The following is a 26563-nucleotide window of genomic DNA, read 5'->3' on the forward strand; positions in this document are numbered from 1 at the left end:
AGGCTAGCTGCTTCCAGAATATCTGCCACTGTAAATTTGCATACTGGAGATTAGCACCATAGGCATAAACTCACCTATTTAGGGCTGTAGTCAGAGCAATTGAGTGCTTGTTTCGTTAGAGCAGTGGTAGGATGTACTGCACACTTTAGAAAATAGTTATTGTTAAAAAATTGGCATTTTTTGCAGGTATGTTGCTCTAAATCTTTGATGCTTACTATTTCGTCTTTATCTTGTGCCGCATTTTCTGGGGGATCTTCTAGTGCTTTGCAGACAGATGAAACAAGAAAAACGACAATTGCCCAAACAATCATGAAGGAAATGTGAGCCAAAAACACTGCTACAAAGGGAATGTCCCCGTTATGTGGTTTTGTGTCAGTATGTGTTGCCTTTGACAGGTTGGCTTCAATCAGGGTAGACTGATGAACGCTTTTCTGGGCGGATACATAAAGTCGGAAAAGCTCCGAAGTATGCATATTAAAAACCTTTAGTTAGTCGAACTCGGATTCAGTAAAGTTAAAGAGGCAGGAGGCAGGAGCCAAAAATATATCTTCTTAGTCTTGCCGCAAGCTCGAACTGCCTTCTGCCTTTCTTTGAAAAATGTTCATTTGTCTAATAATATGTAGAATTGAAACCATATAGCGCCCAAAAACAGGAGTAATTGTAATAGCAATTACTATCGTTAATCCCATTTGAATCCATTTTTTTAGTAGGAGTTAATAAAACTCCAACTAACTAAATTTGAGATTAATCTCAGATATTTTCTTGTTATGAATCTAAATTATAGCGATTATCAGTTCAGTGCAATACAGACCTAACCCTCAGCCCCTCCCTACTAGTGTTGGGGAGAAAGATTCAAAGCCTCTCTACTTTTAGAAGAGAGAAATGGAAGTGAGGTCAAACTGTATTGCTTCCATTCGAAGACCGCTATATTTATGAACTATATCGACATCATTATTAACTAACCAATCTATAACTATGGGCTTTCTCAATCAATCATGAAGCTTTTTGTTAAAGAACACAAGGTATAAATTGATATTTAAACTAAGCTATATAAGAGATATATGTTTCTATGTATAAGAGTGTTTATCTCGATATATATCTGCAAATATAGAAAGACGGCTAAATACTAAACAAATAGCTATTTGACACTAAAACTAGCTGAATCTTTGAGGATTACAGTAATTTTCAGCTTGATTGACTACGTAGGGAATGAGTAAGAACCTTAAAAAGGTGGTTATCAACTGCAACGATACAAACAAAACTACGATTTATGCGCAATTCACTAAAAAGCTTAATTTCTCAAATCACTTTCTTTATAAGATGCTAAGCGTTGCTTCTTTAAATATTTTAAAAAACACCAAAATAACCTAAATATGGATATTTGGTAATATTATATTTCAATAATTGCATCCAATATTTTGTAGCATTTTCTTGAGTTACTTCTATATCGCGCAAATTATGACCTTTGCCGATATTCAACATATAATATGTTAGTTGTAGAGCTATAACTAAATAAGTTAAACCCAAAGGTTTTAAATGTTGCAAAAATAGGTAATATATAACTTTAAGTTTCTGTCTATGGCGAAAATGTATCCACCATTTTGTTTGATGTTCGGCTATACTTTTTTGTAGACCTAATATAGCTTCAATCTCTATAAATTTATCTCTTACTTGATTATAAAACTTTATTTATTTTGCAATGTTTCCAGCTTTGTATGATAAATCAGCATTTTCTAGTAGAAAATGGTAGAAGTTTCGAGCATAACCTTCTCTTTGATCGTGTTTAAAAGCTCTAACAAAACTATCGGCTAAAACTTCTGGTGTCCACGGTGCTTGAGCGACAATCACTTCCGCAATGGCAATACTCATCTGGGTGTCGTCGGTGTAGCTGCCAGGATTGAGTCGAAACCGCGGATGTTCGACGTATCGACTCAAATCGTTGTTAGCGATGGTTTCGTCTGCATATTCAAAGCCTGCACCGTAGGCATCTGCAATCGCTAACTCTAGCAGCATAAGGATATTAAACTAAAAACGGACGCGCCAGAAAAAAGCTAGAAACTGATTTAGCATCTACCGGCTCTCCCTCTAGAATAGCTTTTTCTAATTCTTCAGGAGTCATAAATACAGTTTCGATATCTTCGTCTCCATCTTGTGGGGGTGGTGTCTCCAGCTTTTCTAAATCTCGCGCCAGAAAAGCATAGATAATTTCATCAGAATAGCCAGGAGCTAAGAAAAATTCGCCTAACTTATCCCATTTATGGGCACTATAGCCAGTTTCTTCGGCAATTTCACGCTGTATTGTTTCTAAAGGCTCTTCCTTTCCTTCCAATGTCCCCGCCGGAAATTCTAATATCCGTCCCTGAATCGCAAAACGGTACTGGCGCACCAATATAAGTTTACCTTCCGCTGTCACTGGTACAGCTAGGGCACCGCCAGGGTGACGAATACATTCCCATTCTCCTTCCGATTTGTTCGGCAAACGCAAGCGATTAACTTCAAAATCAAACTTGCGTCCTTTATGAAACAGGCGTTGTCTTAGCAGTTGTGGTAATTCTCTACCTAATGGCATAGTTAAATCTGATTATCTGTGAATACAGAGGCAAAATCAGTGTTCTTCTGCTTTTAAGGATGGTAATTTTAATTGTCCATCCATAAATGTACATCAGAACAGTCTACCTCTTTCAGCAGCTCTTTAATGACACACCCGGAAACTGGTTCTATCCAATCTGGGGCAATTTCTGCCAGTGGGACTAATACAAAGGCGCGATCCCGCATTCGTGGATGGGGAATCTGGAGATTTAGTGTATCTAAAGTAATGTCATCATATAATAACAAATCCAAATCTAGAATTCGTGGTCCCCAACGTTCCTGACGCACGCGCCCAAATTGTTGTTCAATTCCTAACAAAATTTCTAATAACTGTTGGGGGAGTATTTCTACCTGTAATGTCACGCAGCCATTGAGGTAATCTGGCTGTGGTGGGCCGACAGCTTTGGTTTGATACCAATGGGATCTGGCTTCTAAAACAATACCTGGCGTTTGGGCTAAAGTTTCTATAGCTGCTTCTAAAATTGTCTGGGAATCGCCGATATTACTACCAAGAGCAACGGCGCTTCGTCTTAGCTCTGCTTTGTCGTAGCGCTGTGTAGACATTATACTTTCCTGAAATAAGCCGTTTTCGGGCTGTCTTTGCGGATACTTGTTAATAGCTTTGATCTTCGCAGTAGTTATCAAAATTGCGGCATTTTTTACAAAACTAAATTAACCAAATTTAAAAAACATTATTTATAGTGAATTTAGTTAATTATTGATAGGATATTATACTAACACAATGGTAGTGCTATAACCCCAAAGTTAATTGATGGTGGTTATATAGTTGCTTACTAATTTGAGCGAGGAACTGACGTGGGGAAGCTTACCTCCTGGTTCAAGCGAAGACCAACTAATTTGAGTGACTCTGGACAAGGAGGAACGGATGAGAGCTTACCACCAAAACATCTGGCGCAGACGAGGCAGTTACTGAGCAAAATGAAAATTTTACCATCTAAGATCAGGGTCAATCGGGCAACTGGCGCTAAACCACTCCATCGCCGCTTATGGTTTTGGGCAGGTTTAGGTGTTAGTGGTGGGATAGTTGCCTCGATCTATGGCATCAGTTTAATAGATCGGACTTTGCCAGATCAGTCCGAGCTGAATGCTGTGTTTCGAGAGCAAACACTGACCATTAAAGCTGCTGATGGCACTATATTACAACAACAAGGTGAAGCGACCAGAGAACAGCTAAAGCTAGAACAAATACCAGATAATTTAAAAAAAGCTTTCATCGCCTCAGAAGATAGAAGGTTTAGGCAACACAACGGAGTCGATCTGCAAGGGATTGTCAGAGCGGGTTTGAATAATTTGCGATCGCAAGGTGTGGTAGAAGGTGGTAGCACCATCACCCAACAGCTAACGCGGATTCTCTTTTTAAAACAAGAGCAGACAATCTGGCGCAAACTCAAAGAAGTCCGCCTAGCTCAAAAAATGGAGCAAGAATTAACCAAAGATCAGATTTTAGAGCGTTACCTAAATCTGGTTTATTTGGGAGGTGGAGCTTACGGTGTGGCAGATGCCGCCTGGGTATACTTTAGTAAGTCGCCAGATCAACTTTCTTTGGCGGAAATGGCAACGATTGCTGGATTAGCTCCTGCTCCTAGCTTATACGCCCCAGACAAAAATCCCGAAGCGGCAAAACGGCGGCGAAACCTAGTATTGCTACGGATGCAAGAAGATAAAATAATTACGTCAGAGCAAAGGCAAGCAGCTGTTCAGGAGCCATTAGCCCTCAAAAGCAGTTCACCCAAGCGAGTCCAAGTAGAATCACCCTACTTTACCAGCTACATCCAAAAAGAATTGCCCAAGTATGTTTCTCCTAATGTGCTAAAAAGTGGGGGTCTGGTAGTAGAAACCACGCTAAACCCAAGTTGGCAGAAGGTGGCAGAAGAGGCAGTTGCAAAAACATTGCGAAATCAAGGACGCTGGGAAAACTTTAAGCAAGCAGCAATGGTGGCCATAGACCCCCGAAACGGTGAAATTAAGGCCATGGTTGGGGGAAAAGACTTTGGTAAAAATCAGTTTAATCGAGTTACCCAGGCACAACGGCAGCCAGGATCGACATTTAAAGGGTTTGTATATGCAACTGCGATCGCTACTGGCAAAAGCCCCTACGATAGCTACGAGGATGCACCCTTTGTCGTAGACGGCTATGAACCGAAAAACTATAGTGAAAACTTCCGGGGTTCAATGAACATCCGAGATGCCCTCACCCGCTCTGTTAATATTGTTGCGGTCAAGGTGTTGATTGATGTGGGATTTACACCAACGATTAAACTAGCCCATGATATGGGCATAAAATCTGAACTCAAGCCCACCTACTCCTTGGCTCTTGGTTCAAATGAAGTCAATCTGCTAGAGTTGACGAGCGCCTATGGCAGTTTTGCGACTCAGGGATTGCACGCAGAACCTCATGGTATTACCCGCATCCTCAACCGCCAAGGCAAAGTCATCTGGTCAGCTAATTTCAAGTCAAAACGCGCCCTTGACGCTGACAGTGCCGCCATCATGACTTGGATGCTACGCAATGTCGTCCAAGCGGGAACTGGTGGTGCTGCCCAATTATCTAATAGACAAGTTGCAGGCAAAACCGGCACCTCCGACGAAGCCCGCGATTTATGGTTTATTGGCTACATTCCTCAGATGGTGACAGGGGTATGGCTAGGTAACGATGACAACCGCCCTACTTATGGCAGTAGTAGTACTGCCGCTTACACTTGGCGCGAATTTATGGAAAAAGCGGTAGAGGGAATGCCTGTAGAAAAGTTTCCCCAACGACCCAAGTTAGACGGTCGCAAAGGCACTATCAAAGCCCAGTCCATCAAGCCTAAACAAGTGCTGAATCGTTCTATTGCCTCTAAAGATGATGACTCAGAAGGGGAAAGTGCGAGAAATTCTGATGATAGTGGTTCATATAGGAGACGTAGAAGAAGGAGGAGCTATTCTCAAGAAACACAGCAATCCAGCGATTATACTCCAAGACGGAGAAGGCGCGATCGCAGCGAATCAAGTTCTAGTAACTCCTCCTCAGAATCATCTACTCCACGGCGACGTTATAGAAGAGTAGAATCTGATTCACCCCGGTCTAGAAGAAGTCGGCGAGAGTTGCCTCCCGCAAACAGTTCTGGTTCTTCAGGTTCTTCATCGTCACAACCATCTTGGCGGGATAGACTTAGACCTTCTAACCAGTAATGAGAAGTGGGCATTGTTGAGACTATGCACGACTTGGTAGGGAGCAGGGCAGCAGGGGAGCAGGGGAAACAAGGGGACAAGGTGACAAGGTGACTTAAGTCAAACTTACAACAAGTCTTTCCCCTTGTCCCCAATTCTCGTTGTCCTTAAGTCGTCTTTAGTCAATCAGACTCAATCTCAGAAGTCAAAAGATAAAAACGCCCAGTTAAAAGTACTGCACCCATAAGTAGCCCTAGTACTAAACCCAACCATAAACCTATAGCACCCCAGCCGAAAGTGAATGCCATCAAATAGCCCCCACCTAGACCTACTGCCCAGTAAGCAAATATAGTAATTAACGCTGGCACTTTAGTGTCTTCCAACCCGATTAAAGCACCAGCAGCAATAGTCTGAATAGAATAAAATATTTGGACTATTGCCCCCGCAGCCAGGAAAGAAGTTGCCGTTTTAACTATCTCGATATTATCTAGATTACTGGTGTCCAAATACATTGCCATAATATAGTTGGGAAACAGCCAAAAAATTAGTGCCACAATACTTACAAAAGGAGTAACAAGCGCAATGCAGACTAATCCCGCTGTGCTTGCACCTTTGAGATCGTTTTGTCCCCTCAACTGTCCTACTCTCATTGTGACGGCATAGGAAATACCTATAGATACCGTTTCGACAAAACTTTCTGTCTCGACAGTAATTTCATGTGCTGCTAACGTCTCTGTTCCAAACCACCCCATCAGTAAAGCAGTGGCAGTGAATACTCCAATTTCTGCTCCATACTGCAACCCCAAAAACCACCCAGTTTGGAAGATATCTATAAACATCTTCCTATCAAATTTATCTAAAGCGCTATTAAGTTGGTATTTTTTAAAGTAGTTATCAAAGCAAATCCAACTGGCGGCGGCAATAAAATTCAACCAAAAAATGAGTGTGCTTCCCCAACCGATACCGGCTAAACCAAGGGCTGGTAAACCAAATTTACCGAACATTAGCACGTAATTAGCAACTGCATTTAATAATAGTCCCGTCACCGTAATTACTGTTAAAAATTGGGGGCGATTAAGGGCAGAGCTAACTTCTTTTAAGATACAAAAACCGAGTGCAGCCGGAAAACCCCAAACAATAGACCGCAAATAAGTTTGAGCTAATAACACATTGCTTTCTTCTTGACCAGTTAGTAGCAGGATATAGTCAAAGTGCCAAATGATAAACATCATAGGTAAGCACATTGTCACGGCTAACCAAATTCCTTGACCGGTAGCACGGCTCACTTGGTCTATCTTTCCTGCACCAAAAGCATTGGCGACACTTACACCCGCGGCTGAAAGAACAGAACGACAAACGGAAGCTAAAGTAGAAAAGGTAACAGCGCCTAAAGCACCCGCAGCTAAAGCTTGACTGTTAAGTAAGCCCATCATTACCCCATCCAATAAAGGAATGCCCGCTTCTAATATTTGAGTAATTATCAAAGGAACTGCTAATTGCAAGCAAGCTTGGACTTCTAATATCAGTTCTGACTTAAATTCTTTTGAAGTTAACTCCATTGGGGCGCTAAAAAAGCAATACTAAATACATTAAGATATATTAACGCCATAGGTGTAATCAACTCAAGCTATTAGCGATCGCCTGACTCAAAGAGAAATGTTTATAGTTATACTCTATTTCTAAACTAAACTGTTTAGTTTGCACTTGGTGACAGCTTCGCCAGCTCTACGCCAACTAAACTAATACTACTCTGGTAAACAGCAAGTAGTAAGACTCTTTTCAATGTATATCTTTTACTAATGTACTGAAGTTAGTTTTTAAGGATTGCCCATAGGGCAGTGCGCAAGAGCGCAATCACTCGTTTTTTGTCCACTCTCACAAAATCGCGTTGCTCCCATATAAAGTTTATTCGTGGCTAACAGGTAAAATAACTTTATTCTCTGAAAAATGAGGTAGAAAATTAACTTGTGAAGCGTATCGTCGAATTTCCTCTCGAAAACGGAGACTCAATTCTTGTAGAAGTAGATGAGCCTGGGCTAACTGATGATCGTATTGGTCTGCGAGATGAGATTATTCAAAAAGCTCAAAAAACTTTTGAATCTGCTCTGGAACAAGTTAAGCCCATAGCAAATGTCATTATGACTAAAGTAAATAGTCTCAATCAGCCTGCGGATGAGGTGGAAATCAAGTTTGGCATCAAAATGAGTGCAGAACTTGGGGCAGTTATCGCTTCTGGCAATGGCGAAGTTAATTATGAAGTGACTTTGAAGTGGAAACGGGAGCCATAAGATGGCCACACCCCTGGAGTCATCAGTAGTTAGGATTTACTCAAACAACGGCAAAGTTGTTGGTGCTGGCTTCTTGGTTACCCCAAAATATATCCTTACATGTGCCCATGTGGTAGCAGATGCTTTAGGAATTGCTAGAAATACTGCCGAAATAATCAATGCAGAAGTCCGTTTGGATTTTCCTTTATTGGCAGCTAAAGAGTTTTTGACCGCCAGGGTAGTATTCTGGCGGCCTGTTAACCCTAATGAGTTTGCGGAAGATATTGCGGGGCTGGAGTTAGAAAGCTCTCTTCCTGGTGCGGCTCATCCAGCACGATTGGTAGCATCAGAGGAATTATGGGGGCATTCTTTCCGAGTTTTGGGTTTTCCAAAAAACCAACCCAATGGGGTTTGGGCTACTGGACAAATCAGGGCTGGACTTGCAAATGGTTGGGTACAACTGGAGGATGTGAAACAACAAGGTTATGCATTAGAGCCTGGTTTCAGTGGTGCGCCGATATGGGATGAGCAGTTACAGGGTGTAGCAGGCATAGCAGTAGCGGCGGAAATGGAGCGAACAGCAGCTAAAGCAGCGTTTATTATTCCCACACAAGTGCTGATTACAGCATGGTCAGACTTGGTTGAGCAAGCTCTTTCTTTAGAAAAAATGCAGCAACAGCCAAAAGTGAAACGAGCCAATGACAGTGCTAGAGTTTTTATTAGCTATCGCAGCCAAGATCCAGATTTAACGTTGGCCCAGCAGTTTTATGAAGCAATAAAAGCGGCTGGGCATGAAGCATTTATGGCGGGAGAGAGTATACGGTTAGGCGAAAACTGGCCCGAACGCATAGATAGAGAATTGGAACAGTCTGATTACTTTCTGCTGCTCTTATCTCCTAAATCTGCAACTAGTGAAATGGTCACAGAAGAAGTCAGGCGTGCCAAGCAGTTGCAAGATTTAAATCCCGAAAAGAAACCTATAATTTTACCTATCCGTGTGAACTTTCCTTTGGATTCGCCATTAAATTATGATTTACGGGGTTATTTGCAAAGAATTCAACAACGAGAGTGGAAATCATCTGCTGATACAGTCAAGATTTCGCAAGAAATTTTGACAATTCTAGCCGAAGGTCATGAGGCTAGCTATACAGAGGATGAGTTGACAACAGCAGTTGCGGTAGAAAATTTGGAAGAACCTCCTTTGCCAGTAGCAGAACCAGAATTACCAGAGGGTCAGGTAGATATGGCTTCTGCTTTTTATATAGAACGCCCTCTTATTGAAGAACACTGCTACGAGGCTATTTTAAAGCCTGGTTCTCTGATTCGGATTAAAGCGCCTCGACAGATGGGTAAAACTTCCTTAATGGCACGGATTCTTCATCAAGCTTCACAACAAAACTCTCTAGCCGTATCTTTGAGTTTTCAATTAGCAGATAGTAAAGTGTTCCCAGACTTAGATAAATTTTTACGCTGGTTCTGTGCTAGCGTTACCCGGAAGCTAAGAATACCAAATCGATTAGCGGATTACTGGGACGAGATTTTTGGTAGCAAAGATAACTGTACAGCTTATTTTGAGGAGTATCTTCTAGCAGAAATCGATCAACCCCTAGCATTGGGTTTGGATGAAGTCGATTTAGTATATCAACACCCTGAAATTGCCGCCGACTTTTTTGGACTCCTGCGTGCTTGGCATGAAGATGCAAAAAATCGGGATATCTGGAAGAAATTGCGATTGGTAGTGGTGCATTCAACAGAAGTTTATATCCCAATGAATATCAATCAATCACCATTCAATGTGGGACTTTCGATTGAGTTGCCAGAGTTTAATGCTGAACAAGCCCAAGATTTGGCACGTAGGCATGGGCTAAATTGGAGGTCTTCAGAAATTGAACAATTGATGAATATGGTGGGAGGTCATCCTTATTTGGTGCGAGTAGCACTCTATCGCATTGCGCGCCAAGAGATCGCACTGGAGCAGTTATTACAAGTTGCTCCTACAGATGCCGGGCCTTTTGGCGACCATTTGCACCGACATTGGTGGAATCTAAAACAACATCCTGAGCTAGCAAGAGCAATGAAACAAATTGTTGCAAAAAACACACCAATACAGCTGGAGCCAATAGAAGCCTTTAAATTAAAAAGTATGGGTTTAGTCGAGCTGGAAAATAATTATGTAATACCTAGATTTAATTTATATCGGCAATATTTCCGCGATCGCGCGGCTTCTCTGTAATCGAAATTTCATACATCTACATTTCATTGATGAACGCAGAACAAAACCCCGCTTATGAATATCAAGTTGGAGGCAATTTACCAAGTAATGCTCCCACTTATGTAGTGCGGCAAGCAGATCAAGACCTCTATGATGGCTTGAAAGCAGGGGAGTTTTGCTATGTGCTGAACTCGCGGCAAATGGGTAAGTCTAGCTTGCGAGTCCAAGTAATGCAACGACTAAAAGCTGAAGGTATTGCCTGTGCAGTAATTGACTTAACTAAAATTGGCAACCAACAAGTAACAGCAGATCAATGGTACGCCGGAATTGTCCGCATTTTTGTTAGAAGCTTTGATCTGTCGGAAAAGTTTAATTTGCGGAGTTGGTGGCGCAACAACGATCATCTTTCCCCAGTGCATAGGTTAAGCGATTTTATCGAAGAGATACTGCTGGTAGAAATTGCTCAACCTATTGTCATTTTTATAGATGAAATTGATTGTGTTCTCAATCTGAAAAACATCGTTGGAACTGATGATTTTTTTGCTTTTATCCGCAACTGTTATAACCAACGTGCTGATCAACCACAATACAGACGTATTACGTTTACCCTCTTGGGAGTAGCAACACCTTCAGATTTAATAGAAGATAAAAAGCTCACGCCCTTTAATATTGGTAAAGCAGTTGAATTAAATGGCTTTACTTTAGAAGAAGCAAAACCACTAGGATATGGATTTGTAAACAAGATAGATAATCCACAGTTGGTATTAAAAGAAATTTTAAATTGGACAGGTGGGCAACCATTTCTCACTCAAAAAGTATGCCAACTTCTAGCGAACGATTTAGCTAATTCATTAAATATTTCAAGCTCATCAATAAACAAAATCAATATTCATGAGTGGGTAGAAAAGATCATAAATGACAAAATCATTAATAATTGGGAATTTCAAGATGAACCAGAACATTTACGTACAGTACGTGACCGAATTATGCGTAATCAAACTCAAGCAAATATGTTGCTAGGGTTGGTTCAAGAAATTTTAAATAAAGGAGAATTGTCTGGTAATGATAGTGATGAGCAAATAGAATTAAGATTATCTGGATTAGTAGTAAAACACGACAGTAATTTTAAAATTTATAATCGCATTTATCAGTCTATTTTTAATCAAGAATGGGTAAAGGAACAATTAGCTAAATTGCGCCCATACTCTGAAGCTTTTCAGGCGTGGTTAGATTCTAATTGTCAAGATGAATCGCGCCTTTTGCGGGGTAAAGCATTAGAAGACGCTTTAAATTGGAGAGAAGGCAAAAGTTTGAGCAATCAAGACTATGATTTTTTGACTGCTAGTCAAGAGCAACAACAACGCGAGCTTCAAGAAAAACTGGCAGCAGCAAAAGTCGAAGAATACAAAGCAGGAATTAAAGCTCAAACGCAGAGAACTCGATTAGCGATCGCGTCTGCTGTTGTTATTGCAATAATGGCTATATTTGCTGGTTTTCAATGGAGAGAAGCTAAGATAGGTCAGATTCAGGCACTCACAACTTCCTCTAAAATTCAATTTACTATAAATCAATATTCATTTGATGCATTAATAGATGCCTTAAAAGCAGCAAGACTACTCCAGCATTCTATCTTTGTCAAAAATGAGCCTGAACTTCAAATGCAAGTAATGGAAGCAGTTAGCAATGCAGTTTATGGAGTTAGAGAAAGTAACCGTCTAGAAAAACATCAAGACCTAATTAGACGTATCAAGTTCAGTCCAGATGGTAAAAGCTTTGTGACTGCTAGCTATGATAATACTGCCAAGCTTTGGAGGTTAGGTGAGAAAGAACCTTTGACATTAAAAACCTATAAAAGTCATGTTGTTGATGTCAGCTTTAGTCCTAATGATCGGAGGATTGCTACTGCTAGTCGAGACGGAATTGTAAACATTTGGGATAGTGAAGGTAAGTATATTTCAACTTTTAAACATACTGTTGTTACTTCCAATAAAAATGAAGATATTCTCTGGAGCGTTAACTTTAGTCAAGATGGTCAGATAATTGCTACAACAGGTGGCGACACAACAATCAAGCTTTGGAAGCTAGATGGTAGTCTTTGGAAAACTTTAAAGGACGATACAAATGGGCATAAAAAAGAAGTCCGGAATGTTAGCTTCAGTCCTGATGGTCAAAAGATTGCCTCCGCTAGCCCTGATGGTACAGTTAAACTTTGGGACATCCAAGGTAATTTAATTGATACATTAAATGGTCATAAAGGAAAACCAGTTTTAAATGTAAGTTTTAGCCCTAATGGTCAAACTCTCGTTTCTACCAGTAGTGATAATACAGCTATTATTTGGGATGTAAACAAGAAAACTCAGCTAGCTCAACTGCAAGGGCATACAAAACCAGTGAAAAATGTTGCCTTCAGCCCCGATGGTAAAACTATTGCCACTTCTAGTGATGATGGAACTGTGAAATTATGGAGTAGCCGTAATTACCAAGTGCTAGACACTTTAGAAGGACATAAAGGTTCCGTTAATGGTATTAGCCCATTACTAAACACTTTAGAAGGACATAGAGGTCCCGTTAATGGTATTAGTTTCCACCCTCAAGGACATATTTTAGCATCTGCTGGTGATGACAAAACAGTTAGGCTTTGGCGTATAAATCCTTTGCGAATAACTTTGAATGAACATGATGCCATTTATAGCATTGATATTAATCCCAAGAAAGATATTATTGCGACTGGTAGCGGAGATGGAGTTATAAACCTATGGAATTTCCAAGGAGAACCACTAAAAACTATTAAAGCTCAGAAATCGGGTATCGCTAGCGTTACTTTTAGTCCAGATGGTAATACCATTGCTAGTAGTAGCCCAGATACGACTGTTAGGAGATTCAATTTACTAGGACAAGAACTAAATCCAACACTTAGAGGACATAAAGACTCTGTTAATAGTATTAGCTTTAGCCCTAATGGAGAAATTATTGCTTCTGCTAGTCTTGACAGAACTGTGAAACTTTGGAATAGAGAAGGAAAACCTTTGAAAAGTTTGCCAGGTAATACACAGTTTTTCAGTGTTAACTTTAGTCGAAATGGTGAGACCATTGCCGCAGCTGGACGAGATAAAAAAATTCAATTTTGGAAGCGTAATGGAAGTCCTCTATACACGTGGAATGTAGATGAATCACCTCTTAATAAATCAACTTTAAATACAACTATTTATAAAGTTATATATAGTCCGATTGGAAGCACAATTATTACTTCTAACGAAGATAATACTGTAAAGTTATTGAGTCCAAATAGTGGTGTTATCAAGTCTTTGAAAAGTCATACGGCTGGGGTTTGGGGATTGGATGTTAGCCGCGACGGTCAAATGATTGCTAGTGGTAGCGATGACCGTACTGTAAAAATATGGACTATGGATGGGAAATTGATTACAACTCTTACAGGTCACAAGGGTAGCGTAAACTCTGTTAAATTTACACCTGACAGTAAAAAGCTTGCTACCGCCAGTTCTGATAAAAAAATTTTGGTGTGGGATGTACAAGATATGAATTTCGACAAATACATAGAGCGTGGATGTAATTGGTTGAGTGATTATCTAAAAACTCATGACGAGCGAGATGATTTAAAAAATGTGTGCAAATAAAATAAAGAATAAATGCAAAAAATTAGTCTACATTTAATCAAATTAACTAATAGTAAAGTTAGATTTATCTTAGGAATACATTTATGCTAAATCAACCTGAAAATCGTAATCAAAGCTATGATTGGAAGAGTAAAGGCTTAGGTTGGGTGCCTGATTATCCAGATTTACGCGACTATAATTTAGATGATGAGGATCTGAAAAATCAGCAACGTTTGAAAGTAGAAGAGACAACAGGTTGGATAGAAAATATTATCGGAGAAGTACTTCAATTATTAAATGAAGATGGAGAAAATATTCAAAAAAGTAACATTAATGAACTAAAAAATAAAATCTTAGGCAATGTTATATTTAAAAAGGTAAGAGTTCATAAACTTTTGCGATATCCAGGTTTTTTGGAAGACAATGAAAAAACTGGTCAATTTAGTATTAATAAAGTTAAATATGACAGTATTTTATCGAGACAAGTTATTCAACTCAAAAAATATCTTGGTGTTTTATTGTTAACTAAATATTTAAACATCCCTAAAAAAATAAATTCAAAGTCTAATTATGATACTGATAAGAGTTTAGACCTTGAAAATCCATTGGATGTAATTCAGTGGATGAATGATGAAACTTATGATTTTCGTACAAAAGAAATTATTGAATTTTTTCAATGTTTAACAGATATTAAGCAAGATGGAATTGTTGGGCTTGAGACTTTTATTCAGTTAAATGAATACTTATTAAACCCTAAAAAAAGTAAATTAGTTGATGCAAATAATAAATGTAAAGATGATAATTCTAAAAGGAAGCCATTAAAAAGAATTAGATATTTTTCAGTTACTTCACTGATACCAGATAAGGCTTTAAATCAAATTATCTATAACTTATGTTTAAAAGTAAGTAAACAAATTTCACAAGAAATAAAAACTAAAAATTTTCTTGAAGAAGATTTCCTGAATAGTATTAAAGTAAACTCAGACTTTTTTCAAAAAGTTTTAGCAGAAATAAATACAGATACTAGTATTAAAAATAGTAATTGTTTATTAAGAATTTTAGAAGAAGGCTTAACTAAACCAGCTCAATCTCCTAACGCTGTTAATAAAAATAAATCTGACATTAAATCTAATTTAGAATTTTTTAAAAATTCTCCCTTGTTTGATCCTTTGATTTCAATAGCTCTTAGAAGTATTTATCCACTAGCTCAACTCAGACACCAGACTATTGAAGAATTAATAGAGCAAGGGATTGATAACCTTGAAAATCTTATTAAACAAAAACCAGAAAATTTTAATGAACAGCAGAAGCCAAAGTTTGGATACTCCAATAATGAATTAGTTAAATACTCAATTCGTAAAATTTTGTATACACTTTACTATGAGATTCAATCGCTTGAGCAAGAAAATCAAGAAAGACAAATAAACAAGAAAGAATTTACAAATGAATTTATTAATTCTTTTGTCCTATGTTTCTTTATCAAAAAATATTTAAATAAATTTGAGTATACACAAGAGGCTGTTAAAGAAATTGAGAAAGAAGTTGCTGTTATTGGAAACTCAGATGTTACAGTGCCACCTCGTTACAATCCTTTTGATAAGCAAGAACTGTTTGAAATTGTAACAGAGGAAAGTACTAAGGGTGTCAATAGTAATTCTTTTGTTAGCTTTACTCAGCAACAAGAAGAACTATTCCTATCTTTAAATTTATATATTCCCATATTCAGCAATAAAACTATTAAATATTTAGAAGAGCCGCAAGAAGACACAGATAAAGATAAAAAACCATTTTTTCAACTTCCTAGCGTAGTCGATTTGAGTTATTGGTTTTCTTCAGTGAAAGACCAAGGTTCTTTAAAATCGTGTACTGCATTTGCGGCTGTTTCATTATTAGAGTACTTTGCCAACAAAAACTCTAAAGATAAAATTGAACCGTCTCCTATGTTTCTCTACAAAGCTGCACGTAACAAAATGAAAGTTAAAGGAGATGTAGGTTCGTCAATCAGAGAGACAATGAAAGCATTAGCTTTGTTCGGAGTTCCACCAGAAGATTATTGGCCTTATGATGAAAATCAAGTAGATGAAGAACCACTACCATACTGCTATGCTTATGCTCAGAATTACAAAACGCTCAAGTATTTTCTTTTAGATTATGCAGGTATTACTCCAGAAACGCTTTTATTTCAAATAAAAGCAGTTCTGTCCGCAGGTTTCCCTTGTATTTTTGGACTTACGCTTTATAGCTCTATCTACAAAAGCTCAAACGAAAAAGGTCACATTCCGTTTCCAAATTATCAAGAAGATAAGATTGTTGGCGGACATACACTTGTAGCAGTTGGTTATGATGATTTTCAGTTTGTTAAATGTGCTAATAGTCAGCAATATTCAAAAGGTGCATTTTTAGTTAGGAATTCTTGGGGAACTGAATGGGGTGTAGAAGGTTACGGGTGGCTTCCTTACGATTATGTATTAGCTGGATTAACCTCTGCTTGGTGGTCGTTGCTCAAGTCAGAATGGTTTAACGAGAATAATTTTGGTTTTTCAGGTACAGGTGGTGAAGGAGTACCAGGTAGTACAGGTACATAAATGTTGATAATTTAATGGTTGCGAGCGCCTAACATAGATTTTAATCAATGCTGTAGAGCGACGAATTATTTAGCAAACGTGGTGTTAACTTTTCATTCTTGAGATAACGGTTAATTTTATCATGACTAATCTGCTCTAAATAATCTGCCAAGTTTGTGAGAGTATAATTAATCTGACTACTTAACAAATACTGGCAATAATTAAGTTTTGTAAATCTCATAAACTACAAGATTTATTTTATGAATACTCAACTCATTTTCTCATAATTTGAAAAATACTTAACACAGCCAATTACTGTTATTAATTTCAGCAATGTCCTTTGGGTACGCCACTTTGACATAGTACTTAAGTACTATAAAATTGCGATCGCGCTGTGCCAGTTACGTAAGTCCTGTCCTCTATGAATACCCAAAACTCAATGGTGAGTGTTTTCAACAGTTCTTAGACTGGCTATCTGTGCAATTAGGCTCGGATTATGCAATTTTACAGATTGATCAAGCACCTGCTCATACAAGTTCAAAGATTCGTTGGCCAGAGAATATTATTCCTCTGTTTCAACCACCGTCAGCCCCTGAACTCAACCCCATTGAGAGACTTTGGCAATTCCGGAAAAAACCCCTCAAAAATCAACTTTTCTCTTCTTTACACGCTTTATGCGATCGCATCCAAGAATTATTCGACCAACTTACTTTTGAGCAGGTGATTTCTGTCTCTTCTTATAATTTTATCCTAGAAACTCTTTTCTATGCAGCTTCACATTAAATTGGTATAACTTGGATGTTATCGGTCAAGTTTTTACAGACTTGTCTGATAAAGACGTTGTAAAAATATACATTCAGGTTTTTGCGATCGCATTTGGATAATTTTATCCTTTACTGCAAATCCAGCGAATACCTACTTAAGTAATTAATAAATATATTATACTTATAATCATTGCCATAAAAATGGCTTCTGCAAGCCATAGAACTTCTTCAGAAGCCATTATACCTTTATTTAAAGTATAAAATTATACTATTCTACAGTGACACTTTTAGCAAGGTTACGAGGCTGATCGACATCCAAACCACGACGGGCGGCAATATGATAAGCCAATAATTGCAAAGGAACAACTGTCAGAATTGGAGAAAGTAACTCTTCTACATGAGAGACGGGAAGAAGATCGTTAAAGATTTCCGCAGCTTCGCCATCATTGACGGGAGTCACGCCAATTAACCGAGAATCTCTGGCTTTGGCTTCTTGGGCATTAGAAATAACCTTTTCGTAAACGCTACCAGGTATTGCGATCGCAACTACTGGTACTTTCGCATCTAAAAGTGCGATCGGGCCATGTTTCATCTCTCCAGCCGGATACCCTTCGGCGTGAATGTAGCTGATTTCTTTTAATTTCAAAGCCCCTTCCAAAGCAATAGGAAAGTTAATTCCTCTACCCACAAAAATGAAATCTTGAGTTTCAGCGAATTCGTGGGCTAGCTGTTCGGTTAAACGTTCCTGACTTTCTAAAGTTGCCTCAATTTCTTTAGGAATTTGCCGCAACCCATTAATAATTTTCTCTAAAATATCTTTTGAAACTGTCTGACGACGAGCTGCTAAATCCAATGCCAATGCATAAAACGCCATCAGTTGGGCAGTGAAAGTTTTTGTCGCTGCTACGCCAATTTCAATTCCCGCTAGGGTACTGATAACATGCGGTACCAGATGACCAAGGCTACTTTCTGGACGATTGGTAATACCCAGTAGTCGCGCTTGATATTTAGGTTCTTTCCCCTGGCGACGTTCTTTTTCCATCGTCAAAGCTGCTAGGGTATCGGCTGTTTCACCTGATTGAGTAACGCCAACAATCAAGGTGTTAGCCGTCACGGGTGATGGTGCATAGCGATACTCAGAAGCGTAATGTACTTGAGTGGAAATTCCTGCTAGTTGTTCGAGTAAATATTTTCCGATTAATGCTGCGTGCCAACTGGTACCACAAGCGAGGATCTGAATTTGTTCTAAATCGGTATATAAATCCGCAGGTAAACCAAGATTGATTGGGGATTCGGTAGATTCGGCTGGATTAAAGTAAGCGTCTAAACTAGCTCTTACTACTCCTGGTTGCTCATGGATTTCTTTGAGCATGAAGTGTTTGAATCCCTGCTTTTCTACCATTGCCGGATTGAAGTTGAGCAGGCGTGGTTGTTTTTTCAACCTGTCGCCAGCAAAATTGTAAATCTCAACGCCCAAAGGTGTGAGGCGAGCAATTTCGCCATTTTCCAGAGGTAGTACGGCACGGGTGTAGGCAACGATCGCAGGCGTGTCAGACGCACAAAATAACTCCCCTTGCCCAAAACCAATTACTAAAGGTGCTTGTTGGCGAACAACAATCAATTCATCGGGGAAATCAGCAGAAATAACTGCAAGTGCAAACGCCCCGCGCAAATGGTTAACGGCTTGGCGAACTGCCTCTAGGAAGGGAGATGAGGGGGGAAGATTCTTTAAAAATTCGCCTATCAGATGGGGAATGACTTCGGTATCGGTTTCAGAACGAAATTCGTGTCCTTTTGCTTTGAGTTCCTCGCGTAACTCGCGGTAGTTTTCAATAATGCCATTTTGCACCACTGCCACTCGCTTTGCTGTATCCAAATGGGGATGAGCATTATACTCTTCTGGTTTACCATGAGTTGCCCAGCGTGTATGACCAATACCAATTTGGGCAGGGGTTTCTATTTGTTCCAGTTTAGAACGCAGGTTATGGAGTTTGCCCTTTGCCCGCACACAATTTACCTCACCTTCCCAAACAGTGGCGATTCCAGCCGAATCGTAGCCCCTGTACTCTAGTTTTTCCAGTCCAGCTAGTAAAATGTCTGTCGCCGCTTGAGTGCCTATATATCCAACAATTCCGCACATTCTTCACGCCACTTTTTTTCAGGATGATTAAATCCAGTATAGTAGGCAGTATAAAGTGGACGTTTTGCAAAGAAAAAAGGGAGTAAAATACTCCCTCTATCACTAGGTATTGTTATGGATTTTAAGTTTTTTTACAGTGGATTACCTGTCAGCTTTTGACCTGACGGTACAAATACAGCTTCTAGGATTTAGATACCCAGAGATTATATCCCCAATCTAAAATTGCGATTTCATCAAGAGTGCTGAGTTCCGAGTTCCAAGTTCCGAGTGAAGAACCAAAAAATTGTATTTTTGATTTACTTCTTTTTATCTCAGCACTCAGCACTCAGCACTCAGCACTCCGATCAGCACTCAGCTTTTTAGTAAGCTAGACCCATACTGCGAGTTGTTTCAGCGCCCAGGTAAACCCGGATGCTCAAAAAGTCGGTGGGACAAGCAGTTTCGCAACGCTTACAGCCCACGCAGTCTTCTGTACGGGGTGAAGAGGCAATTTGAGCAGCTTTACAGCCATCCCAAGGAACCATCTCAAGTACATCAGTAGGGCAAGCGCGGACGCATTGGGTGCAGCCAATGCAGGTATCGTAGATTTTTACGGTATGAGACATTGAAAAAACGGCTCCTTTCGAGTGTTCTTCTCTGCGAAAGAATCATAATCAACGCATAGTCTACCGCAGTGGTTGATAGGCCGTAATCAAAAGGCTACATAACTTTAAACAATGTAATAAGCACCGTTAAAATTCGCTTTTGCGAGATTGTCCCTATTGACTGATAATTAGCAACATCATCAGAGCGTATTTCCCACAGTTATATACCATAATAGGGTTGAATCGTAAAGGTAGATGAAACAAAATTAAAAGTAAATAGGGATATCTCCATAATTTTAATTATGGGGATTTTGGTTAATAATTTGATTTTGTGATCGCTACATCTCCGTGTAAACTAAAACATTTTGGCAATCTAGATTACGCAAAAACTTGTTATTATTACGGAATAAAATTGCTGAACGCGATGTAAATGATTAATTTAGAGACTGCGATCGCACTCAGCAATTTTTTTGCGATCGCTCACTGATAACTTGTATATTTAACTTTTTAACTTTGACAATTTCAAAATTTTTACTCATACATATCAGAGTATTTCTGAAATTGCAAATTCATCATTTATAGTAGAAATTTGTGTTTGAATATTTGGCTCGATAGTTTTCACTTGCAGTTGTTCTAGATTGTTAGCATCAGCCAATTCATCTTTTACATACTCCCTTTCGCGGATTTGTCGAACAATACTTTCTAACAGCCAAAGTTGTTCTTCCATAGACAAGGCAAGGATGGAGCGCTCAAGTTCTAGTAAATTCGGTGAGATCATTTGACTTGTAATTCCTAATAAGGTGTATTTTTCAAAGATATTATATTCAGTCTATCTGGTTAACCTAGAGCATCGTCAATTGCCGATCATTTTCCCCACGCCTATCATTTCATAAATCATCAGAGATTGCTATAAATAACTAGAAAGCCGTTTTATTACTTTTTAATTAAGTATTACTGCTGAAACAAAATGTACGCTAAACTGACTACATGAATTACGAAACAGCTAGGAAACTCCTCATAGATCAGACAATCACAACCGAGGAAAACCCAGATGCGCTGTTAACGCGTATGAAACAGGGCAAGCCGCCGATACCCGGTCAGATCACTTCGATTTTGTTGGCATTGAAAGTGGTGTTTGAAGCCCTCAAAGATGCAAAGAGCCTAGATCGAGAACTGGCTTTAGCCCTTTATCAGTTAAGCATTAAGGCGCAACAGCTATTTGGTGCAGGGCGTAAAGCCGGAGTTGATTGGCCACCACTACTCAAAGAAGATTTACTACGAATTTCCTTAGCAGCTGAAAGTATCTTTTCGGGTATATGGCAAACCTTAGCTCAGATGGAGTTGGGGAAGAGATGAGGGAGCAGGGGAGCAGAGGAGCAGAGAGGGCAAGGAAAATAATTGCTTACTTCACTTCTAACTCAGCACTCAGCACTCAGCACTCAGATGCCCATTAACGAATTTGCAGTTCATTTTCTAACTTGTCTAGGTCAGTTTTGAGCAAAACTGTCATTTGACCGGTAAAAGCTTTGCCATTCTTGGGTTGGGCAACTTCCACCCAATATACATAGCGATCGCCTACTCGTAATTCTCCCTTTAAGGCTTCCCGAATCGGAGTTTTAGCCAGACGCGCCGAATTAACTACCTTCTGGTTGGGATATTGATACACGACTTGGGCGCGATCGTAGTCTTGATAAATCTCCAAACCATAAATCACCCGCAAGGATTCTTGGAGACGCGTAAATGTCATGCCGTTAATAGCATCATACATAGTAATGCGTTCAGTCCGAATTGTGCCACGGTCTTTAGAAAACTCCACCCTACCAGGAGGCAATACCGACGCTTGAAAAGTAAATCGTTGGGCAGCAGTATCAGTCTTTTGCACAAATAATTGTTCCCCTCTCCTGGGGCGGAGTGTCGGATGTGCTTTAATCCAAGTGCCTACCTCTTCTGTACTTTGTCCTGGTAAAGCATTGGCTTGGGAATCAAAAAGCGTTCCTACACAGAGCCAGGGCACTAGAGAGAAAGGTAAAATTAAATAGTTAAGTAGAGATTTTTTGAGCATTTTGCTGTTCAGGATTTTTATAGAAATTTCCCCATTAGGGATTAACCATAGTCTTCCCGTTTTTCAGCAAAATTACTTCAATGGGTTGTTGCGATCGCGCATCGAAGCCTTTATTGATCGCTCTAACTAGAAGAGTTAGCTGAGGTGCTGTTGGATTTCAACAGTTAAAGTGATTTAGTAAATTATTTAGCAGACATCTCCCTAACTCAACCTAATCAGGAAGATTACAGCAGTTTTTATGTATTTGAACCACACCTGTCGTAGGGGCGCAAGGTCTTGCACCCCTACCGCGTGGTCTATTTCTATACAATTGTCTCTATTCTTATGTCAGTTTCATCCAACTTTTAATAATTAACTACTTATTATATTTTTATAAATAACTTGGCTAAATTTACGTAAACCCAAGATTTGCGCTCTCCTGCAAATTTTACTTAAAAATTTCTGAAAGGTATGTATATTAACAGTCTCCAGACCATCTTGCAGGTTTTTACTTGTCTCTCGGCTCAATACCTACTAAGCACTTCTCAAAGCCACAATGGGGTCGAGTTTAGCAGCTCGACGTGCAGGAACAACGCCAAAGAATAAACCAATAGCCCCAGAGACACCAACAGCCATAGTAATCGCTACAGGAGAAAGACTCGCTTCCAAAGGAGTCAAGACTCCCACTAATAGGATGCCACTGACACCAACCGCAGTCCCAACTAAGCCGCCAGCCGCAGAAACAATCACTGCCTCAATGATGAACTGTAGCAAAATATCTTGCTCAGTTGCCCCGATCGCTTTTCGCAATCCGATTTCTTGGGTGCGTTCGGTGACGGAGACTAGCATAATATTCATGATGCCAATGCCGCCGACGAACAGGGATATACCTGCGATCGCAGCTAGCATAATTGTCAATGCACCTGTAATTTGACCGACAGTTTGCAAAGCATCTTTCTGGGTGCGAAGAGTAAAGTCATCTTCACCATTAATTTTGTGCCGTAAACGCAGCAAATTAGTAATTTGAAATTCTGCTGCATCCACACTTTCGGAATCACGAGCGGCAGCAACGAGATAATCTAAGGCGATACCATAAGGAGAATTCTTGCCCACAAGTCGGTTCGCTGATGTGGTGATTGGTATTAAGGCAGCATCATCATAATCTGCTCCCACGCTGGAACCTTTGGCTGTTAACGTTCCAATCACTTGAAAGCTGGTATTTCCAACTCGCAATTGCTGTCCTACAGGATTACTATTACCGAATAGTTTTTCTGCCAAGTCTCCACCCAGCACTACCACTTGGTTGCTTCGCTTGATGTCTACCTCAGAGAAAAACCTGCCTTTAGCAGTTTCAAAATCCCGCACAGATAGAAAACTGGGAGTTGTGCCAATGATGTTGACATCGGTGTTTCTGTTGCGGTATGTAACTACCTGTCTTCTGTTTAACTCTGGTGCAACTCCTACTACTGTTGGGACTTGAGAAGCGATCGCTTCAGCATCTTGCAACACTAGAGTTTTTGGCACTTCAAAGGATATCCGTTGAGTTTCTTGATTACCTGGCAGTACAAATAGCACATTTGGCCCTAATGACTGCAACTGTTTATTAACGTATTTTTGCCCACCTTCACCAATGCCAATCATGGCAATCACTGAGGCATTGCCAATAACTATACCCAACATCGTGAGAGCGCTACGCAGCTTATTTGATAGCAGGGTTTTCCCCGCCATATTCATGCTTTCGAGGAAATTCATATCTTAAATTACGAATTACGAATTATTTTGTTCTTTGGCCTTTTCAATTTTGTAGTCTTTGGGTGGGTTAACAAAAATGCGATCGCCTTCTTTAACTCCCCCTAAAATCTGAGTTTGGTTTTGGATTTGTGCCCCAACTGTAACTTCGCGGAACTGGGGTTTATTCTTTGCATCTGGTACGAGTACGCCAGTTTTACCCTTTTCGGTGACGATTGACACCGTTGGTAACACCAAGGCATTATTAACGCGATCGCCTAAAAAAGTCAGATCCACATTTAAGCCAGAACGCAGTTTATCTATGCCAGTATCGATAGCAACCCGCACCTGAAAGGATGTCACACCTTGTTCCACCACTGCTTCTGGAGCAATCAGACGCACATGACCTTTAAAAACTCGATCGGGATAGGCATCGGCGACAATTTCCACCTGCTGTCCCTGTTTTATTCTGCCAAGATCGGCTTCGGGAACTTGAGCTAAAATTTCTAAACCCCTTGCTACAGCGACAATTGAACTAGAAGTTGCCGACGCACTAGTAGAAGCAGAGGTAGTGGGTGTGACAAACGCACCTGGTTCGGCATACTTTTGGGTGACAATTCCCGACAAAGGAGCGCGAATAATAGTATCTTCTAACTGCACTTGTACACCCTTTAACTGAGCCTCAGCGGATGCAACAGCCGCTTGACGCTGGACAATTTCTTCAGAACGGGTGCCATCTTCTAACAGTACCAATGCTGCCCGTGCTTCGTTAACAGCGGCTTGGCGTTGCTCAATTTCTTCACTCCGAGTCCCACTTTGGACTAACGACAATCGTTTTTTCGCTTCTTCTAAATTGGCTCTAGCACTTTTGTCGTCGCTGATGGCTTGATCGAGTAATTGTTTTTTCTCTGCTCCTTCTTTATATAGATATTGGTAACGATTAACTTGTTCGCTGGTGTAATTCACCCTTGCTTGAGCCGCATCCACTTGAGATTGAGCTTGAGCAATTTCTTGGGGACGATTACCAGCCTTAGCCGCAGCTAATTGGGCTTGAGCTTGGGCTAATCGGGCCCTCGCTTGAGCGATTTCTTGAGGACGACTACCAGCAAGAGCTTGGGCTAGCTGTGCTTGACTTTGGGCTAAGTTAGCACGGTACTGGCTCCTTTGAGCCTCAATACCGGCACTATCCATGCGGGCGAGAATTTGCCCTTGTTGAATGCGATCGCCTTGTTCCACGTATAATTGCGACAGCACTCCGGGATTCTTTGGACTAATATTTACGCTCTGAACTGGCACGACTTTGCCACTAGCTGTAATCCGCAACGTGACGTTTTGGGCTGCAACTGGCACAGTTAGTTGAGCAATATCTTCTTTGTTTGTCCCTTGATTTACCAAGGTGTAAGTTGTTATAGTACCCACAACCAAAGCACTCCCCGCCATTAGCCCTATCAGCCAGCGCAATGGATACTTAACTTTGCCAATAACTGGAATTTCTATGTGCGTAGCCATATTATAGAAACCTGTAAATCTTGCTGTATAAGAATATTTTTTAGTTAGAGGACAAGCGGAGAGTACGGAGTTGTTAAAGCTTTGGGATTAAATTTGTATAAGTTAACTAACAATTAGACGCCTAATAAACTTCACAGTTGCTTAATCTTCCTTAATACTAGGCATTCGTATTTCTGTATGTCTTCACCTGAAAGGGTGACTTTAGCCACAGTATATTCGTGCAATCTTGAACCATTCGTGAGAAACAAGATCCCCGACTTTTTTGAGAAGTTGGGAATCTACGGCTGGCAATTCTCACAAATCAGATAGGATTGCTATAGTGTGATCGCGCTTTAGTTGCTCTGTATCCTTTTCTTTTTCCCTGCTCCCCATTCTCTACCGCAAAGCAGTTTGTAATTATTGCTGAAATTGGGTTGACAACCAAGCACCAACTTGACTTTGATTTATTTGACGAGTTTGCCGTAATGCATCGTTTAATAAAGAAATAGCTAATCTTGGTAATACCTGAGATTCTGTAATCCGCCTACTACCTTGGTTTTCAATAGCAAAAGCCATAACTTGGACATTCTGGACATTTAAAATCCAGTATTCTTTCACTCCTAAATCTTCGTATAAAAGTCGTTTTTCACCTTGATCGTCAGCAAGTGAGGTATTAGCCACTTCAATAACTAAATCTGGTGGTGGATAGATATCTAGGTTGATGATAGAAGTGCCGTAAGGAATAACACCAGCATTTTCACCAATATAATAAGACACATCAGGTTGAGCTTCCTTAAAGCCTGTTTTCCGATATGTACAATTATCCTTGCCATTTAGAGCAATGCCTTTAATGCTCGCAAACAAGTTAACAGCAAAGATAATAATTGTATGGTCGCTGGCATGGTCATTCCCGATTGGCGGCATTTCAATCCTCATCTGTCCATTGTGGTAGTAGCCCTTGGCTTTTTCGTAGTCAGGATTTTCAATTATTTGGATATATTCATCCCAAGTTGCTGTTATCCAGCTATCGGTTGCTAGTTGAGTCTGTAATTCGCTCATAATATTGCGAAAGAGGAACTTTAACAACGATCATACAAGTTTCATTTTCCAGCACTAAGCTGACACCAAAGCTTTAACTGCATCCTTGCTAACAATTTTCGTAGGGTGTGTTACGCGGGAGGCTAACGCACCGATGGTCTACTTTTACAAAACCAGTCTTTAAGGCGGATTCATCCAGTTCAGAGGTGGATGAACGGAGTTCTGAGGTGGATTCATCCAGTTCAAAGGTGGATGAACGAGTATCTGAGGTGGATTCATCCAGTTCAAAGGTGGATGAACGAGTATCTGAGGTGGATTCATCCAGTTCAAAGGTGGATGAACGGAGTTCTGAGGTGGATT

At 40.0% G+C, this 26563-nt stretch carries 21 protein-coding genes and 1 pseudogene; 8 read left to right on the forward strand and 14 right to left on the reverse strand.

Annotation, left to right across the window (positions count from 1 at the left end; all coding sequences use genetic code 11):
- Positions 1 to 74 precede the first annotated feature (74 nt).
- From RMY16_RS12325 to folK, 4 genes are all read right to left on the reverse strand, one after another.
- Entirely contained in the window at positions 75 to 473 is a 399-nt protein-coding gene (locus tag RMY16_RS12325; protein ID WP_322736596.1) for a hypothetical protein, read from the reverse strand.
- A 1216-nt stretch (positions 474 to 1689) separates the two neighbouring features.
- Positions 1690 to 2013, reverse strand: a complete 324-nt coding sequence (locus RMY16_RS12330) for an ADP-ribosylglycohydrolase family protein (protein ID WP_322736597.1) — start codon at positions 2011 to 2013, stop codon at positions 1690 to 1692.
- Between the two features lie 7 nt (positions 2014 to 2020).
- Complete coding sequence (locus RMY16_RS12335) at positions 2021 to 2569, reverse strand: NUDIX hydrolase (protein ID WP_322667855.1); 549 nt, start codon at positions 2567 to 2569, stop codon at positions 2021 to 2023.
- A gap of 68 nt (positions 2570 to 2637) precedes the next feature.
- Positions 2638 to 3153: a 2-amino-4-hydroxy-6-hydroxymethyldihydropteridine diphosphokinase gene (folK, locus tag RMY16_RS12340; protein ID WP_322736598.1), complete on the reverse strand. Its 516-nt coding sequence runs from the start codon at positions 3151 to 3153 to the stop codon at positions 2638 to 2640.
- Positions 3154 to 3405: 252 nt separating this feature from the next.
- Here folK and RMY16_RS12345 point away from each other — a divergent pair, with 252 nt between their 5' ends.
- Positions 3406 to 5784 (forward strand): penicillin-binding protein 1A, encoded by a 2379-nt coding sequence (locus tag RMY16_RS12345; RefSeq protein WP_322736599.1) that lies wholly within the window; start codon positions 3406 to 3408, stop codon positions 5782 to 5784.
- Positions 5785 to 5945: 161 nt separating this feature from the next.
- Here the strand turns inward: RMY16_RS12345 and RMY16_RS12350 are convergent, their stop codons facing one another.
- Positions 5946 to 7322 carry an MATE family efflux transporter gene (locus tag RMY16_RS12350; RefSeq protein ID WP_322736600.1) on the reverse strand — a complete coding sequence of 459 codons (1377 nt, stop codon included), beginning with the start codon at positions 7320 to 7322 and terminating at the stop codon, positions 5946 to 5948.
- A 408-nt stretch (positions 7323 to 7730) separates the two neighbouring features.
- Between RMY16_RS12350 and RMY16_RS12355 the strand changes: the two genes are divergently transcribed.
- The 4 genes from RMY16_RS12355 (at position 7731) to RMY16_RS12370 (ending at position 16441) form a co-directional block, all read left to right on the forward strand.
- On the forward strand, positions 7731 to 8051 hold the full coding sequence (locus RMY16_RS12355) for a CU044_2847 family protein (RefSeq protein WP_322736601.1): 321 nt from the start codon (positions 7731 to 7733) through the stop codon (positions 8049 to 8051).
- A 1-nt stretch (position 8052) separates the two neighbouring features.
- Positions 8053 to 10263: an AAA-like domain-containing protein gene (locus tag RMY16_RS12360; RefSeq protein WP_322736602.1), complete on the forward strand. Its 2211-nt coding sequence runs from the start codon at positions 8053 to 8055 to the stop codon at positions 10261 to 10263.
- Between the two features lie 29 nt (positions 10264 to 10292).
- Positions 10293 to 13877, forward strand: a complete 3585-nt coding sequence (locus RMY16_RS12365; protein WP_322736603.1) for an AAA-like domain-containing protein — start codon at positions 10293 to 10295, stop codon at positions 13875 to 13877.
- 83 nt (positions 13878 to 13960) lie between these two features.
- The gene (locus RMY16_RS12370; protein ID WP_322736604.1) at positions 13961 to 16441 is read left to right on the forward strand and encodes a C1 family peptidase; all 2481 of its coding nucleotides are present in this window, start codon (positions 13961 to 13963) and stop codon (positions 16439 to 16441) included.
- A 70-nt stretch (positions 16442 to 16511) separates the two neighbouring features.
- On the opposite strand, the pseudogene RMY16_RS12375 reads toward RMY16_RS12370, so the two are convergent.
- A pseudogene (locus RMY16_RS12375) lies at positions 16512 to 16661 on the reverse strand (transposase); the annotation flags it as partial.
- A 140-nt stretch (positions 16662 to 16801) separates the two neighbouring features.
- On the opposite strand from RMY16_RS12375, the gene RMY16_RS12380 reads away from it, so the two are divergent.
- The gene (locus RMY16_RS12380; protein ID WP_322736605.1) at positions 16802 to 17203 is read left to right on the forward strand and encodes a transposase; all 402 of its coding nucleotides are present in this window, start codon (positions 16802 to 16804) and stop codon (positions 17201 to 17203) included.
- Positions 17204 to 17452: 249 nt separating this feature from the next.
- On the opposite strand, the gene glmS is transcribed toward RMY16_RS12380, so the two are convergent.
- The 3 genes from glmS to RMY16_RS12395 all read right to left on the reverse strand — a co-directional run bounded on the left by glmS (position 17453) and on the right by RMY16_RS12395 (position 20686).
- Positions 17453 to 19324 carry a glutamine--fructose-6-phosphate transaminase (isomerizing) gene (glmS, locus tag RMY16_RS12385; RefSeq protein ID WP_322736606.1) on the reverse strand — a complete coding sequence of 624 codons (1872 nt, stop codon included), beginning with the start codon at positions 19322 to 19324 and terminating at the stop codon, positions 17453 to 17455.
- 359 nt (positions 19325 to 19683) lie between these two features.
- Positions 19684 to 19929 carry a photosystem I iron-sulfur center protein PsaC gene (gene psaC, locus RMY16_RS12390; RefSeq protein ID WP_012411495.1) on the reverse strand — a complete coding sequence of 82 codons (246 nt, stop codon included), beginning with the start codon at positions 19927 to 19929 and terminating at the stop codon, positions 19684 to 19686.
- Positions 19930 to 20452: 523 nt separating this feature from the next.
- A complete protein-coding gene (locus RMY16_RS12395) occupies positions 20453 to 20686 on the reverse strand; it encodes a hypothetical protein (RefSeq protein ID WP_322736607.1) in 234 nt (77 codons plus the stop codon).
- Positions 20687 to 20895: 209 nt separating this feature from the next.
- Here RMY16_RS12395 and RMY16_RS12400 point away from each other — a divergent pair, with 209 nt between their 5' ends.
- The gene (locus RMY16_RS12400) at positions 20896 to 21264 is read left to right on the forward strand and encodes a Dethiobiotin synthetase (RefSeq protein ID WP_322736608.1); all 369 of its coding nucleotides are present in this window, start codon (positions 20896 to 20898) and stop codon (positions 21262 to 21264) included.
- A 94-nt stretch (positions 21265 to 21358) separates the two neighbouring features.
- Here RMY16_RS12400 and RMY16_RS12405 read toward each other — a convergent pair whose 3' ends face one another.
- A complete protein-coding gene (locus RMY16_RS12405; RefSeq protein WP_322736609.1) occupies positions 21359 to 21970 on the reverse strand; it encodes a hypothetical protein in 612 nt (203 codons plus the stop codon).
- On the opposite strand from RMY16_RS12405, the gene RMY16_RS12410 reads away from it, so the two are divergent.
- Positions 21963 to 22100, forward strand: a complete 138-nt coding sequence (locus tag RMY16_RS12410; protein WP_322667395.1) for a hypothetical protein — start codon at positions 21963 to 21965, stop codon at positions 22098 to 22100. The genes RMY16_RS12405 and RMY16_RS12410 overlap by 8 nt on opposite strands.
- A 383-nt stretch (positions 22101 to 22483) precedes the next feature.
- Here RMY16_RS12410 and RMY16_RS12415 read toward each other — a convergent pair whose 3' ends face one another.
- The 4 genes from RMY16_RS12415 to RMY16_RS12430 form a co-directional block, all read right to left on the reverse strand.
- A complete protein-coding gene (locus RMY16_RS12415) occupies positions 22484 to 23701 on the reverse strand; it encodes an ABC transporter permease (protein ID WP_322736610.1) in 1218 nt (405 codons plus the stop codon).
- A gap of 15 nt (positions 23702 to 23716) precedes the next feature.
- A complete protein-coding gene (locus RMY16_RS12420; RefSeq protein WP_322736611.1) occupies positions 23717 to 25186 on the reverse strand; it encodes an efflux RND transporter periplasmic adaptor subunit in 1470 nt (489 codons plus the stop codon).
- A 396-nt stretch (positions 25187 to 25582) separates the two neighbouring features.
- Positions 25583 to 26224 (reverse strand): Uma2 family endonuclease, encoded by a 642-nt coding sequence (locus RMY16_RS12425; RefSeq protein ID WP_322736612.1) that lies wholly within the window; start codon positions 26222 to 26224, stop codon positions 25583 to 25585.
- 88 nt (positions 26225 to 26312) lie between these two features.
- The coding region (locus RMY16_RS12430; protein WP_322736613.1) for a hypothetical protein at positions 26313 to 26563 on the reverse strand (251 nt) is incomplete at its 5' end.

This window comes from Nostoc sp. DedQUE12b, assembly GCF_034530835.1.
Lineage (GTDB): Bacteria > Cyanobacteriota > Cyanobacteriia > Cyanobacteriales > Nostocaceae > Nostoc.